The sequence below is a fragment of the Roseivirga sp. E12 genome (assembly GCF_017592825.1).
In the GTDB taxonomy this organism is placed as follows: Bacteria; Bacteroidota; Bacteroidia; order Cytophagales; family Cyclobacteriaceae; genus Roseivirga.
In genome coordinates, this window is record NZ_JAGFMD010000008.1 from 169371 (window position 1) to 185313 (window position 15943).

The 15943-nt window shown below is 41.3% G+C and carries 14 protein-coding genes; 4 read left to right on the top strand and 10 right to left on the bottom strand.

Features of this window, described 5'->3' with window-relative positions; all coding sequences use genetic code 11:
• Window positions 1-15: 15 nt before the first annotated feature.
• Genes mraY through mraZ form a run of 6 tightly spaced genes read right to left on the bottom strand, consistent with a single transcriptional unit; the run spans window position 16 to window position 6528 of the window.
• Window positions 16-1230: a phospho-N-acetylmuramoyl-pentapeptide-transferase gene (gene mraY / locus J4E76_RS16990; RefSeq protein WP_208505979.1), complete on the bottom strand. Its 1215-nt coding sequence runs from the start codon at window positions 1228-1230 to the stop codon at window positions 16-18.
• On the bottom strand, window positions 1230-2699 hold the full coding sequence (locus J4E76_RS16995) for a UDP-N-acetylmuramoyl-L-alanyl-D-glutamate--2,6-diaminopimelate ligase (protein WP_208505980.1): 1470 nt from the start codon (window positions 2697-2699) through the stop codon (window positions 1230-1232). The genes mraY and J4E76_RS16995 overlap by 1 nt, the downstream gene beginning before the upstream one ends.
• The gene (locus tag J4E76_RS17000; RefSeq protein WP_208505981.1) at window positions 2699-4804 is read right to left on the bottom strand and encodes a penicillin-binding protein; all 2106 of its coding nucleotides are present in this window, start codon (window positions 4802-4804) and stop codon (window positions 2699-2701) included. The genes J4E76_RS16995 and J4E76_RS17000 overlap by 1 nt, the downstream gene beginning before the upstream one ends.
• Window positions 4794-5165 (bottom strand): FtsL-like putative cell division protein, encoded by a 372-nt coding sequence (locus J4E76_RS17005; protein WP_208505982.1) that lies wholly within the window; start codon window positions 5163-5165, stop codon window positions 4794-4796. The genes J4E76_RS17000 and J4E76_RS17005 overlap by 11 nt, the downstream gene beginning before the upstream one ends.
• A gap of 2 nt (window positions 5166-5167) precedes the next feature.
• Window positions 5168-6076: a 16S rRNA (cytosine(1402)-N(4))-methyltransferase RsmH gene (gene rsmH / locus J4E76_RS17010; RefSeq protein WP_208505983.1), complete on the bottom strand. Its 909-nt coding sequence runs from the start codon at window positions 6074-6076 to the stop codon at window positions 5168-5170.
• Between the two features lie 5 nt (window positions 6077-6081).
• Window positions 6082-6528: a division/cell wall cluster transcriptional repressor MraZ gene (gene mraZ / locus J4E76_RS17015; protein ID WP_208505984.1), complete on the bottom strand. Its 447-nt coding sequence runs from the start codon at window positions 6526-6528 to the stop codon at window positions 6082-6084.
• A 372-nt stretch (window positions 6529-6900) separates the two neighbouring features.
• On the opposite strand from mraZ, the gene J4E76_RS17020 reads away from it, so the two are divergent.
• A complete protein-coding gene (locus J4E76_RS17020; RefSeq protein ID WP_208505985.1) occupies window positions 6901-7461 on the top strand; it encodes a hypothetical protein in 561 nt (186 codons plus the stop codon).
• Window positions 7462-7646: 185 nt separating this feature from the next.
• Here J4E76_RS17020 and J4E76_RS17025 read toward each other — a convergent pair whose 3' ends face one another.
• Both J4E76_RS17025 and J4E76_RS17030 read right to left on the bottom strand, forming a co-directional pair.
• On the bottom strand, window positions 7647-8621 hold the full coding sequence (locus tag J4E76_RS17025) for a polyprenyl synthetase family protein (RefSeq protein WP_208505986.1): 975 nt from the start codon (window positions 8619-8621) through the stop codon (window positions 7647-7649).
• Window positions 8622-8723: 102 nt separating this feature from the next.
• Window positions 8724-9671: a lipid A-modifier LpxR family protein gene (locus J4E76_RS17030; protein ID WP_370592819.1), complete on the bottom strand. Its 948-nt coding sequence runs from the start codon at window positions 9669-9671 to the stop codon at window positions 8724-8726.
• Window positions 9672-9733: 62 nt separating this feature from the next.
• Between J4E76_RS17030 and J4E76_RS17035 the strand changes: the two genes are divergently transcribed.
• The 3 genes from J4E76_RS17035 to J4E76_RS17045 are packed head-to-tail and all read left to right on the top strand — an operon-like array spanning window position 9734 to window position 13615.
• A complete protein-coding gene (locus J4E76_RS17035) occupies window positions 9734-10840 on the top strand; it encodes a pyridoxal phosphate-dependent aminotransferase family protein (RefSeq protein ID WP_208505988.1) in 1107 nt (368 codons plus the stop codon).
• A gap of 53 nt (window positions 10841-10893) precedes the next feature.
• Window positions 10894-12588 carry a 1-acyl-sn-glycerol-3-phosphate acyltransferase gene (locus tag J4E76_RS17040; protein WP_208506056.1) on the top strand — a complete coding sequence of 565 codons (1695 nt, stop codon included), beginning with the start codon at window positions 10894-10896 and terminating at the stop codon, window positions 12586-12588.
• A complete protein-coding gene (locus J4E76_RS17045) occupies window positions 12581-13615 on the top strand; it encodes an NAD(P)H-dependent glycerol-3-phosphate dehydrogenase (protein ID WP_236017526.1) in 1035 nt (344 codons plus the stop codon). Before J4E76_RS17040 ends, J4E76_RS17045 begins: the two co-directional genes overlap by 8 nt.
• On the opposite strand, the gene J4E76_RS17050 is transcribed toward J4E76_RS17045, so the two are convergent.
• Window positions 13610-14845 carry a M48 family metallopeptidase gene (locus tag J4E76_RS17050; protein ID WP_208505990.1) on the bottom strand — a complete coding sequence of 412 codons (1236 nt, stop codon included), beginning with the start codon at window positions 14843-14845 and terminating at the stop codon, window positions 13610-13612. The genes J4E76_RS17045 and J4E76_RS17050 overlap by 6 nt on opposite strands.
• Window positions 14846-14849: 4 nt before the next feature.
• Complete coding sequence (locus J4E76_RS17055) at window positions 14850-15890, bottom strand: type IX secretion system membrane protein PorP/SprF (protein WP_208505991.1); 1041 nt, start codon at window positions 15888-15890, stop codon at window positions 14850-14852.
• Window positions 15891-15943: the final 53 nt, after the last annotated feature.

Below are 15943 nucleotides of genomic sequence, written 5' to 3' on the forward strand. Positions count from 1 at the left end.
TTCAATCCTTATCTTCTATCTCAATTTGAGTGTTGCTAGGGCTATAATGGCCAACAGAATTCCTATGATCCAAAATCGTGTTACAATCTTGGCTTCAGGGATTTCCATCTTTTGATAGTGGTGATGTAAAGGCGACATCTTGAAGATTCGTCTTCCTTCACCGTATTTCTTTTTTGTGTACTTGAAATAGCTCACCTGCATTACCACAGAGAGATTTTCTATCACGAAGATTCCACACAACACAGGAATCAAAAGTTCTTTTCTAAGCACTAGAGCTAGTACTGCGATCACTCCCCCAAGAGATAGGCTGCCCGTATCGCCCATAAAGACTTGGGCCGGGTAAGAGTTGTACCATAGAAACCCTACACATGCTCCCACAAATGCGGTACAGAAGATCACCAACTCGCCTGAGTTTGGAATGAACATTACATTCAAATAATCCGAGAAAATCGCGTTACCTGATATATAAGCCAGAATGGCCAGGGCTAGTCCAATAATGGCTGAAGTTCCAGCAGCAAGGCCATCTATACCATCAGTAATGTTAGCTCCGTTGGAGATTGCCGTCACAAAGAAGATTACGATCAGTATGTAGATAGCTGCCGTTATCAGGTCATTCTCTGTTGGATTAAGTTTGCTATAATCAAGCTCATTATCCTTTACAAAAGGAATTGTAGTGGTCGTTGACTTAGCATCTGTATAAGTTGGGGTAACCTCTTCAGTTTGAGCGTCAGTCCCAGTAACTTCATCGAATTCTCTTACTACCACAGCATCGCTGAAATAGAGCGTAGAACCGACTATCAATCCGACTAGGATTTGACCAACTACTTTGAACTTTCCAGCGAGACCTGCCTTATTCTTTCTAAAGACCTTGATGTAATCATCTAGAAAGCCAATAGCTCCCAAAATGATTGTGGTACCCAAAAGGAGTATCACATAGATGTTTTCTAGCCGAGCAAATAAGAGGGTCGGTACTACAATCGCTGCAATGATGATAAGACCTCCCATTGTTGGGGTGCCTTTTTTCTCCATTTGACCAGTTAATCCCAGGTCGCGAATAGACTCTCCAACTTGTTTCTTTTGAAGCATGTTGATCAATCTTCGACCAAAAACAATGGTAATCAGCAGCGAAATGAGCGTAGCCATACCCGCCCTAAAGGAGATATACTGGAAAACACCAGCTCCAATCAGGTCAAACTCTCTATCCAAATAGTCGAACAAGTAGTATAACATCAGTTCTGCTTGTGGATTAGGTTTAACATTTCACTCAAAATCTCACGGTCGTCAAAATCTGATCTCTCTCCTTTGACTTCCTGATAAGTCTCATGCCCTTTACCAGCCACAAGAATGATGTCTTTTGGTTCTGCCAAAGCAGCAGCAGTCTTAATCGCTTCTTTGCGGTCTTCGATGATCAAAGTCTTTTTGTAATTGGATGGTGAAACACCTTCCTGCATGTCCTTAATAATGGCCATGGGTTCTTCAAATCGTGGATTGTCAGAAGTCAAAACCACCTTATCGCTTAGGTCGCAAGCAATTTTGGCCATTACCGGACGCTTGGCTGTATCTCTGTTTCCTCCACAGCCTACAACGGTGATTACCTTCTCATTCCCGGTACGAAATGCTTTGATAGTCAAAAGAACATTTTCCAAGGCATCTGGAGTATGCGCATAATCTACTAAGGCAGTGATTCCTGTTTCAGTAATCACCTGTTCGAACCTTCCCGGAGCAGGATCAAGGCTTGACAACTCTTGTAGAACATCTGACTCATCCTCGCCCAATAAGACTGCGGTACCGAGAACCGCTAAGAGGTTATAGGCATTGAAATCACCTATTAGTTTGAACCAGACGTTTTGTCCATTGATATCTAGCTCAAGTCCTTCCAGCGTGTTGGATAGAATTCGTGCTTTATAGTCTGCGAGACTCTTTAAGGCGTATTTGTGCTTCGATGCCTTTGTATTTTGAAGCATCACCATGCCTCGTTTATCGTCAGCATTTATTAATGAAAACGCGCTTGAGGAGAGGCCATCAAACAATAGTTTCTTTGCCTTGATGTATTCATCGAAGGTTTTGTGATAGTCTAAATGCTCATGACTGAGATTAGTGAAAACCGCACCTTCATATTTTAGACCAGCGATTCTTCGTTGCACAATGGCGTGCGAGCTTGACTCCATGAAACAATGCGTACAACCTTTAGCTACCATATTCGCCAACATCTTATTGAGTGTGATGGCGTCAGGCGTAGTATGTGTTGCAGGAATTACCTCATCATTAATTTTATTCTCAACAGTAGAAAGTAGCCCAGTATTATAGCCCAGCGCTCTGAATAGTTGATAGAGCAAGGTTGCACAGGTAGTCTTACCGTTAGTTCCGGTAATGCCTACGAGCTTTAGTTTTTCTGATGGGTTTCCGTAAAAATTGGAAGCCATTACTCCAAGGGCTTCAGCAGAGTCAGCCACTTGAATTAGAGCGATATCATCAATGGTTGTTTCTGGCAGTTGCTCACAAACAATTGCCACGGCTCCTTGATCGATCGCCTTGTCAATAAAGTCATGACCATTAACCTGGGTTCCAGAAACAGCGATAAAGACACTCCCTACATCTACCTTTCGAGAGTCAAAGGCAAGCTGAGTCACCTCGGTTTCCATATTACCGGCAACCGACTGTAACGATACTTTATATAATATGTCCTTTAACTGTGGCATTAACCTAGTTCCAATCTTATCTGTGCTCCTTCGCTTATTCGTCTACCGGCCGTAACAGACTGCTTACGCACCCTACCCGTGCCGGTAATCGAAACTTTTAACCCTAAATTCTCCAAGATGTAAACCGCATCTCTTAATGTCATTCCTTGCACATTGGGCACAAGGTTTTCGTTATCATGGTTCTCTTTCCAAATGATGGCATTATTACTCACACTCGACCTAACCCATTCTGTTTGGACATCTTCTCCAATATGATTTGAGATTCCAAGTTGATTGCACAACTCGTTGAGTTCGTCAAACTTTCCTGCTCTGATAAATGGGAACTTACCTTCACTAGCGAGAAGATTAGATTCGAATGAATCATGGATGTCAAGGTTCTGAGCGTAGATCATATCTGCGATCTCCTTAAAGACAGGAGCAGACACATCACCACCAAATCGATTCCAGCCATCAGGACTATCGATGATTACAATACAACTGTAGAGCGGGTTTTCGGCAGGGAAATAACCCGCAAAAGAGGCATAATACTTCTGCTTAGTATATCTACCGTTAATAAGCTTTTGAGCCGTACCCGTTTTTCCAGCAATCTTATAAATGTCATTTTTAATATTCTTCGCTGTGCCTCTTTCCACTACACCTTCTAACATCTGCCTTAACTTGGCCAAGGTTTCTTTAGAAGCAATTCTTTTATTCAACACCTTCGACTCAAACACCTCTACTGGCCGATCAGCTCGGTTGATGCTTTTAACCAAAATGGGCTGAATCATTTTACCGTCATTGGCGACAGCATTATATAAGGTTAGTGTTTGCAGTGGAGTTAACTGCGTTTCATAACCAACAGATATCCAAGGTAAAGTCACATCTGACCAAGAAGGATCGTCAGTGTCTTTTATATAAGGAACTCCCTCACCCATTAATTGAAAGCCCAATGGTTTTCCAAAGCCAGTTCCCTTAATGATATCTATAAACTCTTGTGGGTTATCACCAAAATTTTCTTCAACCAAGCGCGCAGTGCCTACATTCGAAGACTTGATAAACACATCTTCCACGCTAAGCATACCATAACCACCTCTATGAGCATTGGCATCCGTCATTACGCGATCACTGAATTCAAAAGTACCTTCACCGGTATCAATAGAATCTGTTAGTTCAACTTTACCTGCCTCGAGTAAGGCGAGCATTGATGCTAGTTTGAAAGTAGAACCTGGATCATTGTTCTCTGCTACGGCAAAATTGTGATTCTCTGCATAAGTACCCTTTGAAGTTCTCTTAAGGTTGGAAATGGCTTTGATCTCGCCAGTTTTCACCTCCATAAGCACAACGGTTCCATAAGCAGCATTGTACTTTGAAACTGTTTTTAAAAGCGCATTTTGGGCTACATCTTGAAGATTAATATCAATGGTTGTATGCACATCATAGCCATTGATTGGCTTGATATCAGATGGGGCATTGACAGGCATCCAATTGTTTCCAGCAACCTTCTGAAACAACCCTTCGCCATTTTGACCAGCGAGGTAATTATTGAAACTTCTCTCAACGCCTACCCCAACATTGTCTTCGTTTAAGTAGCCAATTGTTCTTTCTGCTAATTTTCTGAATGGATTGTGTCTTCTATCTTCTTTATTGAAAATGACACCACCTCTCATTTGACCCAAATTGAAAATAGGCCAAGTCTCGAGCTCCTGCTTTTCTTGGTAATTGAGAAGTCTGTTATTTAGGACTAGATATCTTCTTTTAGTCTGCCGGGCCTCCGAGATCTTCTTCTGATAGTAGTCTGAAGAATGATCTCGGAAAAATGCCGACAATAGGTGTGAAAGGGAGTCTAATTTAGACGTAAATATCTCATCGTCAACAAGTGACGGGTCAAATGCTAGTTTATAGAAAGGCAGTGATGTAGCCAGCAGATCGTTTCCGCTTGCGTAAATACTTCCTCTCGTTGCTTTTATCTTTCGGTAGTCAAGACTAAATGTCTCGGCCTTTTCTCTCCAAACATCTCCTTCGATTATCTGGATATCCACCAAACGGTAGACTACGGCCAATACGAATAGTACAGCTACCAAAAAAGCGATCCGGACCCTGAGTAATATGGATTTCTTAATATTCATTGTCTTCTACAATGATTTTAGCCGGTGGCTCCATACTCTCCTCTAAACCAAGTGCTTTTACCTTCTTGGCTACTTCTGACTGCTTACTACTGTACATGTAGTTAGCCTCCAGCGTGGTCACGTCTGCTCTAAGGTCTTCGACTTCGTCTTCCAACTTATCGATGTGCCTCACGGTTCGCTCTGCATAGTGATTGTTCCAAACATAGAACACACCTAACAGTACCGTGAAAGCCACCTTTGGCAAGTGCTTAACAGGAAGTCCTGAATTTAAAGACTGGCCTAGCTTTGCAGACAAGAAGCCGAAGAACCCTCTGCCCTTGGGCTTATCGTTTTCTCTGACTCTAAATCTGTTTTCAGCCATCTTTATATTCGCTCAGCTATCCGGAGCTTAGCACTCCTAGATCTACTGTTAGCTTTTAATTCCTGTTGATTCGGTTGTATTAGTTTTCTATTCACAGCCCGCAAGGGCTTTATTTCGTTTCCGAAAAAATCTTTCTCCACATCGCCAAAAATCTTTCCTTTGTTAATGAAGTTTTTAACCATCCGATCTTCAAGTGAGTGATAACTCATTACCACCAACCTGCCATCAGGCTTGAGCATTTCGGCCGACTGTGTTAAGAAGTCTTCCAAAGCACCCATTTCATCATTAACCTCTATTCTCAATGCCTGAAATACCTGAGCGTAGTATTTATTCTCTCTACCTCTTGGCGCATATTTTTCTAGCAAAGCAATCAAGTCGAAGGTGGTTTTGAATGGCTCCGAAAATCGTTCTGAAACAATTGCCGCAGCCAGCGTTTTGGCATTTTTCACCTCACCGTAAATTCCCAGAATACGATGAAGCTCTCTCTCTTCGTAAGTATTGACTATCATTGCTGCAGTCAACTCACCTCCTCTATCCATCCTCATGTCGAGCTCTGCATCTCCGCGAATTGAAAACCCGCGAGATACTTCATCGATCTGATGTGACGAAATGCCTAAATCAGCCAAAATACCGTCAACTTTATTGACACCATACAACTTTAAATACCGTCTCAGGTGTCGAAAATTGGCTTGTATAAATGTGAAAGAACGATTATCAATTTTTGAGGCATTTGCCTTAGCATCATCATCTTGGTCAAAGCTTAAAAGCCTGCCCACATCTGATATATGCTTCAGCATTTCAATCGAATGACCTCCGCCTCCAAAGGTCACATCTACATAAATTCCGTCAGGTTTGATTGCCAGCCCTTCGATGCATTCCTGCAACATTACCGGCACGTGATATTCAGCCATTCTCTTTAGTCATCAGCCAAGTATTTTTCGGCCAACTTCGAATACTCTGAAGCATCATTGATGAGGTTTTCTTCGTACAGGTCTGGATTCCAGATTTCAACTCTATTTCCCAACCCCACAAGCACAACTTCTTTTGTCAAATCAGCATATTCCAGCATACGTTTCTGAATATTGATTCTTCCAGCACTATCTAACTCAACTTCTGCATTCCCTCTAAAAAAACTGCGCTGAAACTTTCGATACTCTTCATTGAATTCACTCAACGACCGAACACGATTGATAATCTTTTTATACTCGATCATAGGATATAAAATCAAGCAGGCCTCGAAACCTCGTCTTAAGACGAGCTCTTGATTAGCCACATCAGGTAATGCCGCCTTCACCTTTGCAGGTAAAGCCAACCTTCCTTTTGCATCTAGCTTGCAGTCATATTCTCCAGTAAAAAAAGACATTACACACCTGAACTAATACAAAGATATAAAAACTCTCCACATTGCCCCACTCTTTTCCACTTTTTCACACTTTTTCTTAAAAATGACGATTTTCAATCTAAAAGACAAGTATTCTGGATTATTAGCCAAGATGCGTACATGGATCTATAAGAAACATAAATCACTGAAATACAGATATTTAATTTTTACTCGGTTGACAAAATTGGGCGTCAGGTAGAAAAATGTTTGAAAGTGGAGTGAAGTGTCATGACAAATAGAAAATCCATCCTTTTACAGACTTACAGTGTCTAACTAGTGGCTGAAAACAAGAATATCAGACCAAATGGGTCACTAAATCCGTTTAATGATTAGTTTCGCACCAAGCCTATAATTATGAAAAAAGTATTCCTATTCACTCTAATCTCTGCTTGCCTTTTCACGGGTTGTGATGCTACAGATGATGTATCGACCGAAGTTGGTGCAGTTGCTATGTACATAGTAGATTATTCCAGCAACGAACTTCAGTTCGGAGCAACGTTGAATGTTGCCAAAGTGTCCTCTACTTTGACATCACTGCCCGTTTCGGCAAGCATCACTCAACCAACAAATGACCTCAATGGTGCTGTGAGCCTCGTACTTAACACTACGGGAGACCAACTTTTCGATGGAGAGTTATCAGAACAAGGTACTTCACGAATTTTTACCCCTGTCTTACTATCCCCTAATGACTTTTTCGAACTCGAGAGCCCTGTTGGTTACCCTAGTCAGCTGAGTGTTCTTGACATTGAAGGGCCATACAATTTATCTTTTGAAACCCTATGGCAGGCAATTGACCACTTAAGCCTTACACAAATCTTTCTAAATCAGGGAGGATTGTTTGGGCGATACCTCTATCAGCCTTCGCCTAATGTCAGTGAACAGTGGAAATGGGTAATCATTATGTATGTACCCTAATCAGATTCTGGGACAGAGATAGAACAAATAATCAGTATTGAGTAAGGTGACTTGGCTAACTGGTTGTCTTAATATTAGAAATCGGTACGAACATACGTTTGTTCCTTTTCATACAACTAAACTACAAACTAGTCTGAAGCGCTCGCTGTAATCCAGTGAGCGTTCTTTTTTTAAAGCAGTCTATCTTATTTTGATCGTTCGATGGTAAACTTCACCAACTGCCCCAAGGAGGTCTTGTAATCAGAATCTGGGAATTCATTAAGTATTTGGGTTGACTTATTATAATAGTCATGCATTACAGTTTCGGCATATTCAATACCTCCCGAAGTCTTCACATAATCTATTACTTCCTGAATCTTTTTCTGGTTTTGACTATTGCTCTTCACTATACGCTTGATTCTCCTTTTTTCAGAACCACTAGATTGCTGTAGCGCATAAATTAGAGGCAAGGTCATTTTCTTCTCCTTAATGTCGATACCCAATGGCTTACCAATTTCATGCGAGCCATAATCAAACAAGTCATCTTTGATTTGGAAAGCCATGCCTACGTGAAGACCAAACTCCTTCATTCTCATAACCGTCTCTTTATCTCTATCGGCTGAAGCCGCCCCCACGGCACAGCAAGAGGCTATCAATGATGCAGTCTTCTGCCTGATAACTTCGTAATAAAGATCCTCTGTGATATCAAGACTTCTGGCTTTGGCCATTTGCAGTAACTCACCCTCACTCATCTCACGCACCGCTTCAGATACAATCTTAAGTAGGTCATAATCTTCATGGTCTACTGAAAGAAGTAATCCTCGTGACAAGAGATAGTCGCCAACCAAGACAGCTATCTTATTCTTCCAAAGTGCATTAATGGAGAAAAATCCCCTCCTAAAATTTGAATCATCGACAACATCGTCATGAACTAAACTAGCGGTATGCAGAAGTTCAATTAGCGATGCTCCTCGGTAGGTCCTTTCTGATATGTTACCACAAAGACCAGAAGATAAAAAAACGAACATCGGGCGCATTTGCTTTCCTTTGCGCTTCACGATGTAGCTCATTATCTTATCAATCAGAAATACTTTGCTTTTCATTAACGACCTGAATTTCTGCTCAAATTCGATCATTTCAGAAGCTACTGGGGCTTGTATTTCTTTCAGTTTCAGTGCCATTCGGACTAGATGCTACAATATTAACAGGTAATGACCCAACACCAAAAACATAAGTGTAAAATCGATTCAACGACTAGCTTCGAATAATAAACCTTGCATCATTCAGCCTTTTGGTGAAAACCTTAGAAGCAGTTCTAAGGATATGTAGGCATGTCTACCAATATTGCTTACTTCTGGACTCGACCAATTATAGGTGAGTTTAAACGTTGCCTTATTTGAACTTGAGGCAAAGCCAAGCCTAAGGTGCCTTACCCAAGGTTGTGAAGTTTCGGTATGTACGGCATCATCGTTCCAGATAGAGCCGTCAATCGTAATGTTATGCGCTACATATTGGAGACCATAACCCAAGAAAATGTAATTGTGGCGTGGGGTCTGATCACTCCCTTGTCCAATAAGTGCGTTGGTAAAGGCCGAATTTCGAAGACTTTGCAGTTTTCCAATTCTAAGGTCAAGCCGTTGCAGCGCATGAGTGAATCCAGTTCCTAAGGAAAGCTCCGTACTTGAAATCACATCTATGCTACCTGGGTTCAGAATGAATTGCCTATTAAGGGCTCCTTTGAGATTAACTATAAATTCGCTTGGTATCTGATACTCCCAACCTCTAGGTGCGGGAAATCCTACGGCATTGTGGTACCACTCCTGAAAGCCTTGCCCACCAGAAGCACTTCCTGTCACTCCAATTTCTAGTCCTAGTAACCTTCTGGTCGACTTTGTTTTGTATTCCGAATAGCTGAACTCACTCGACAACAAGCCTGCATAAGGGCGATGATAATCATTGAAGTCGAAGAGTAGAAGATCTTGAGGAGTAAAAATTCTATGTGCAGCCCCTACTGAGAGAATTCTTTTAGTGGAATCTATGGTCGAGATTCTCTCAGGGCTCCATCGATAATGGAATATCAATCCATTTGAATAGTACCTATCACTATCATTCAAAAGATAAAAGTCGTTATCATTCGTAATAGAAAATTCTCTATTCATGATAACATCTTGGGAGAGCAACTGAGTAGATAAGAAAAGCGAAAGAAAAAGAAGAAAACCCTTCAAATACATATATTCACGACTTGGGGCAAAAATGATTAAAATTTACTTCAATTACGATCCTCACTTTAGAAATGAGTCAAAAAACGAAACTGGAAGCGCTTTTAACTAAGCGAAAGGAACAAGGGAGTTTAAGAACCTTGGGAAGAGGTGCCCTTGGCATGGTCGATTTTTCTTCCAATGACTACTTGGGTCTGGCCCGATCTGAAGACTTAAAAAACCTTGTGATTGATCGTTATACAAAAAATAAGTATTCGAACGGATCTACTGGTTCAAGGCTCCTTACGGGTAATAATGAGCTGACGACTAATTGTGAAAAAGAACTTGCCAGGCTCTTCGGGTTTGAGCAGACCACCCTTTTTAATTCAGGCTACACAGCCAACCTCGCACTTTTTTCAGCATTGCCGCAGCGAGGAGATACCATTATTTACGATGAATATGCTCACGTTTGCATTAAAGATGGCTGTCGGCTCAGCATGGCCCACAGGCGATCATTCAAACATAACGATCTCAAGGACTTAGAAAGGAAACTTGGAGATGCCGAAGGCGAAATATTCATTGCCTGTGAATCTGTCTATTCAATGGATGGCGACATTGCACCGCTTGAAGGCATTATCAAGCTCGCCAACGACCATAAGGCAAAAGTCATAGTTGACGAAGCACATAGCACCGGAGTTTTTGGTAAACATGGGTCAGGCTTAATCTCAGAAATGGGACTCCAAAACAAGGTGTTTGCAGTTATCTACACCTTTGGAAAGGCCATGGGTATACATGGAGCCTGCATTGCTGGAGATCAAGGGTTAAAAGATTTTATCACCAACTTCAGCAGACCATTTATTTACACAACTGCGCCCAGTCCATTTGAAGTGATTTCGGTACAATCGGCCTTCGAGCAGCTCAGAATTCAACCAAGCCTATCTCTGAATCTTCAAAGTAAAATTGAACTATTCAATTCCCTACTACCAGAATTCGCCAGTCCATCAGCAATAAAGTCAGTCCATATTGGCGGCAATGAAAAGACAAAGTCAGTGGCAAAAAAACTACAAAACGAGGGCTTCGACATACGCCCTATTCTTAGTCCAACAGTCAAAGAAGGTTCGGAAAGACTAAGGATTTGTCTTCACACCTTTAATACGGAAAAAGAAATTAGCTTAATTTGTGACCTCTTGAAGAATACATAGGGTTAATCGTTTTTTAAATCCATTATCTTTGAGATTCTATTTGGATGGAATCAATCTCACCAGACTACGTAAAGAAAAAATACGAACCCATTGTGCGAGGCGGCATCAATGAGTGGCCTGTTGTTGCACTTAGCAAAAATCGAGATGAATTCATTGAGGAGGTCGCTGCCGAAAGCATAAAACGGATTAAAGAACAAGCCCCTACTCGAGATGCCCTCATTGAAGAGCTAGAAACCACCGTTTTCAGAGAAAACCTTAGGATCAAAAGAAACCCATGGGCCGTTGATCCAGAAGATGATGAGAATTTTCTTAAACGGGTAAAAGAACAACTACTAGAGGTATCCCAGAGTGATGACAATGAAGAAATAGATCTCAAGATAGATGAGATTCTCGAAGAGATTGTCTCTCGTTATGCCAGTGAAATTGCTGGAAACTTCAAAAAGTCTCGCTATCGTATGGCCAGATCGATAGTAACCTTTGGCTTTGCTCGACTCCTGAATGCGTCACGTGCCAGAGGTTTTTGGTCTATCTTCAGTACACAATATACACTTCAGGACAAAATCAATATCACTGGTGAAGTAGATCAACTTAGAACCTTAGCAAAAAAGGGAACCATTGTCATGGTCCCTACACACTTTAGTAATCTTGATTCCATATTAATTGGCTGGGTAATCAACGCCCTTGGCTTACCGGCCTTCATCTATGGTGCTGGCCTCAATCTATTCAACATTAAAGTTATTTCTTACTTCCTGAATAGCCTGGGGGCTTACAAAGTCGATAGAAGGAAAAAGAACATGCTATATCTAGAGACTCTGAAGTCTTATTCCAGTTTAGCCATGCAAAGAGGCTGCCATAGTCTCTTTTTTCCAGGGGGCACCCGTTCTAGATCGGGTAAAATTGAGAAGCGCCTTAAACTTGGATTACTCAGCACTGCTATTGAAGCGCAACGCGTCAATTACCAAAAAGGCAAACATGACTCTCTCGAGAAAATCTTTGTAGTACCAGTTACTCTTAATTATAACTTTGTTTTAGAGGCACCGAGTTTAATTCGTCAATACCTCAAGCTTCAGGGACAGGAGCGCTACTATGTGGAAAATGATGAGTATTCCACGTCTTATAAGATTTCTGCCTTCCTAGTGAAGTTCTTTACCAAAGGATCGGACATTTCAGTCTCAATAGGAAGGGCCATGGATGTGCTCGGCAATTATGTGGATGACCAGGGAGAAAGTTATGACAAGAATAATCGCGTCATCGACACTCAGGAATACTTCACCTTAGACGGCAAAGTCATTTCACAAAATGAACAGCGTGAGGACGAATATACGCGCATGTTAAGTGAGCGTATTGTTGAAGAATTCCATCGCATTAATAAAGTTTTTGCTAGCCACCTTGTGGCCTTCACAGCATTTGTCATTATCAAAAAGAAATTTCAGAAACTGGACCTTTATAACCTATTGAGGTTGCCAGAAGAAGACCTGATAATCTCATATGATGAGTTTAGAAACTCATTTGAAGAGGTTTTGAGAAAGGTCCATAGTCTGTATAATGAAGGTAAACTAAATGTATCTCCGTATTTGACCGGAGACCCTGATCAAATCATAAAACACGGGTTAAAAAACGTAGGAATGTATCATTCCAAGCGCCCATTGGTCAGGAATCGTAATGGTGACATTACTACGCAAGACTTAAATTTGCTATTCTATTATCATAACAGGCTTGACGGCTATGAACTCGAAAAGTATGTCTGATAAGATAGTTGGTGTTTTAGGGGCAGGTAGCTTTGGTACTGCCGTGGCAAATATTCTAGCCAAGAACAGCAAGGTTTTGCTATATGCGCGGAACCCGGCCACCGCTGATGAAATTCAAAGCTCAAGATTATCTGCTGGACAGCAAATTTCAAGTGACATCACCGTCACTCATGATCTAAAACAAGTGGCAGAAGCCTGCAATGTTATATTTCCAATTGTCCCTTCTGCCAACTTTAGAGAACTAATCCTTCAGTTGGCCCCTCATTTACGACCTTATCACATGATGATCCACGGCACCAAGGGCTTGGATCTTCAAATCCCAGAGGTCAAAGGCCCAAATTTCGTACTTGGTAAAGAGCATGTCTCAACAATGAGCGAAATCATTCGTAAGGAGACTGTCGTTGTACGTGTCGGTTGTATGGCAGGTCCTAATCTTGCTTCAGAACTATCAACAGGACACCCTGCTGCAACTGTGATTGCATCACCTTTTACCGAGGTGATACAGGAAGGTAAAGCGCTCTTGAGATCTGAAAACTTTCAAGTTTATGGGAATGCCGACCTAAGAGGTGTTGAGCTATGCGGCATTCTAAAGAATATTATCGCCATCGCTTCAGGTATCCTGTCAGGCCTAGGCATGGGTGAAAATTCACGAGGACTCTTAGTTAGCAGAGGTTTGGTAGAAATGATCTACCTAGGTCAGGCGCTAGGTGGTGAAATATCTTCTTTTATCGGCCTAGCCGGAATTGGAGACCTAGTAGCAACTACTACCAGTACAAATAGTAGAAATTTTACGCTGGGTTATAAAATCGCTCAGGGCAAAACATTGGATCAAGCACTCGAGGAAATGGATGAGGTTGCTGAAGGCCTGAACACCATAAAAATCATCAAACAGCTTGCCGATAGCCAAGGAATAAAACCACTGATTACGGAAACACTTTACAAAATTCTATTTGGAGACATGACGCCTGAAAATGGTGTGAATTTTCTAATGCGTCACCAAGCCAATATTGATATTGATTTCTTATAAGCGCTCCATCGCTTCGAGTCGCTGCAACAGGGTTGGATGTGAATAGTTAACCTTCACATATAAAGGGTGTGGCGTTAAATTGCTGAGAGAGGAGACTGAAAGTCTTTTCAAGGCTTCCATTAATGGCTTAGCTTCATACGTATTTGCCGCAAAGGCGTCAGCCTCATACTCGTTCTTTCTGCTTAGCATATTCATTAAAAGTCCCGTCAATCTGGAAATTGGTGTATACAATAATCCAAAGGCTATAAAGTTGATGTGAATTGAAAGCTCTTCAGCACCTAAGGCCATGGACAGGTCACTATTGAATATAAGAAGAGACATAATATAGAAGGTAATGCCCATTTGAAATATGCTCAATGCCAACCCAGTGATGATGTGCTTCTTCTTGAAATGTCCTACCTCATGCGCTAAGACGGCTACCAGTTCTTCTTTTGAATGATCATTGATCAAGGTGTCATAAAGCACAATCTTTTTCTTCTTACCCAAACCAGAAAAGAAAGCATTCGCTTTGCTCGATCTTTTAGAGCCATCAATGACGAAAATATTATCCAATGGAAAGGCTACCTTTTTCGCATATGCATTGATACTGTCTTTCAGTTCACCGTCCTCCAAAGGAGTCAGTTTATTGAAAAGCGGAAGAATCAGTGAGGTATAAAAGAGATTCATAAAGAGGATGAATGCAGTAATCAATACGAGGGCGTATATCCAAAAATCTTGTCCTAGTTCGGTCACTATCCACATCAGCGCATAACCCAAAACACCTCCAAGAATAATGGCTAGCAGATAACCTTTCAGTTTGTCAGTGACAAAAATCTTTAAGGTCATCTTATTGAATCCAAATCGTTCTTCAATCACAAAAGTGGAGTAATAAGAGAAGGGCAAGTTAATAAGGTCAGAAAGTACGAACAGCACGCCAAAAAAGGCCAACGACTTCAAAATAGGATCAGTGATATAAGGAGTCAATATGGCATCTAAATATCCAAAACCTCCGAAATACAATATACCTAAAGTGATCAGCGTGCTAAAGGCTGAAGTCCAAAACCCAAAACGAGAACGAACTTTTTGATAGGCCTGCGACCTAGCATATTCATCTTCCTTATAAATACCTTTGAGCTTTTCGGGAATCTCAGCTTTGCTATGCTTCTGGTTAATAAAATCAAGGACTTGATCGAAGATATAATCAAGGACTACGATACCAATTATCAGGTACAGTAATTGGTCTGGAGACATGATTCTAATTTTTAGGGCAAGGTATTCTCCACCTACTTCTAGGTGTAATTTGTGGCTTACTGAAGTCTAAGACATACGACAAAGAGAATTCATGCGCTCCGCCTGCGTCAATAGACAGATCAGAGAGCGTATAGTCAAAACTATAACCAATATTGAAGTTATTGGTTGTCACACCTAGCGTAAAGATCAAGGCTTCATTGTTAGGGAAGTTTTCAAACTTATTGAAAGGTACACCTCTGTATTGAATGCCAAAGTTGATGGGCTCTAAGTGTATAAAAGCTCCAATATCGAGTTGTGTAAATGGCCCTTGCGACTTGTATTGGAAAACTGGTGTTATGCTTCTTTCGGCATAGGTATAAGTAAGGTCTTTTCTCAGTGGGCCTCTACCAAGGGATATCTTATACCCCCCATGAACAGTGAATCTTTGTGGTAAAGGGCTATCTCCGTTATCAATTAAAGACTGATTGGGCTCAGTAATATGCTGGATTGATGCCCCTAAGAATAGGTTTCTGGAATAAAACATACCCCCTACACTTATATCACCAAAACTTACCTGTAAGTCCTGACCAATGATGGATGGGTCAGTAATTGTTGGATCGATATCACCACTAACTGGGTCTATTTGGTTAGCGAAAACCAAGTCTTGAAAGCCTGCACTCCTATTAAACAAACTGTACTGAATACCCGGTCTAAACATCAGGTTTTCTCCAAGCTGTAGTTGATAAGCATAGCTAAACCCAATGCTTGTTGACCTTAAACCCTCTGTTCCTTCTCGGTCAGTGGTTAAAATGAGTCCTATTCCACTGTTATACTTTTCTATAAAGTGGTCGGCATAAAAAGAGAAGGTTTCAAAAGAAGCATCTAGGTTAGGCCACTGACTTCTGTAGTTCACTCCAAATCTTGTGAATTGTGAGGCTCCTGTGAAGGCTGGGTTAATGTACAAAGGAGCAGCATAGAACTGAGAAAATTGAGGGTCTTGCGCTTTTAGCTCCATAGAAGCACAAAGAGCGAAAAGACCGATCAGCAGTGTACAAATTCTCTTCATCTATTCTTTAAAACAATTAAACCCCTAACGACCCTTGCACTATAATATTTCCT

What these genes read in the sequence shown, in the direction of transcription:
- J4E76_RS17025 (WP_208505986.1), bottom strand. Translation starts at nt 8,621, where the DNA reads ATGGCACTGAAACTGAAAGAAATACAAGCCCCAGTAGCTTCTGAAATG.
- J4E76_RS17050 (WP_208505990.1), bottom strand. Translation starts at nt 14,845, where the DNA reads ATGTCTCCAGACCAATTACTGTACCTGATAATTGGTATCGTAGTCCTT.
- J4E76_RS17035 (WP_208505988.1), top strand. Translation starts at nt 9,734, where the DNA reads ATGAGTCAAAAAACGAAACTGGAAGCGCTTTTAACTAAGCGAAAGGAA.
- J4E76_RS17005 (WP_208505982.1), bottom strand. Translation starts at nt 5,165, where the DNA reads ATGGCTGAAAACAGATTTAGAGTCAGAGAAAACGATAAGCCCAAGGGC.
- rsmH (WP_208505983.1), bottom strand. Translation starts at nt 6,076, where the DNA reads ATGGCTGAATATCACGTGCCGGTAATGTTGCAGGAATGCATCGAAGGG.
- J4E76_RS16995 (WP_208505980.1), bottom strand. Translation starts at nt 2,699, where the DNA reads ATGCCACAGTTAAAGGACATATTATATAAAGTATCGTTACAGTCGGTT.
- mraZ (WP_208505984.1), bottom strand. Translation starts at nt 6,528, where the DNA reads ATGTCTTTTTTTACTGGAGAATATGACTGCAAGCTAGATGCAAAAGGA.
- J4E76_RS17000 (WP_208505981.1), bottom strand. Translation starts at nt 4,804, where the DNA reads ATGAATATTAAGAAATCCATATTACTCAGGGTCCGGATCGCTTTTTTG.
- mraY (WP_208505979.1), bottom strand. Translation starts at nt 1,230, where the DNA reads ATGTTATACTACTTGTTCGACTATTTGGATAGAGAGTTTGACCTGATT.
- J4E76_RS17030 (WP_370592819.1), bottom strand. Translation starts at nt 9,671, where the DNA reads ATGTATTTGAAGGGTTTTCTTCTTTTTCTTTCGCTTTTCTTATCTACT.
- J4E76_RS17045 (WP_236017526.1), top strand. Translation starts at nt 12,581, where the DNA reads ATGTCTGATAAGATAGTTGGTGTTTTAGGGGCAGGTAGCTTTGGTACT.
- J4E76_RS17020 (WP_208505985.1), top strand. Translation starts at nt 6,901, where the DNA reads ATGAAAAAAGTATTCCTATTCACTCTAATCTCTGCTTGCCTTTTCACG.
- J4E76_RS17055 (WP_208505991.1), bottom strand. Translation starts at nt 15,890, where the DNA reads ATGAAGAGAATTTGTACACTGCTGATCGGTCTTTTCGCTCTTTGTGCT.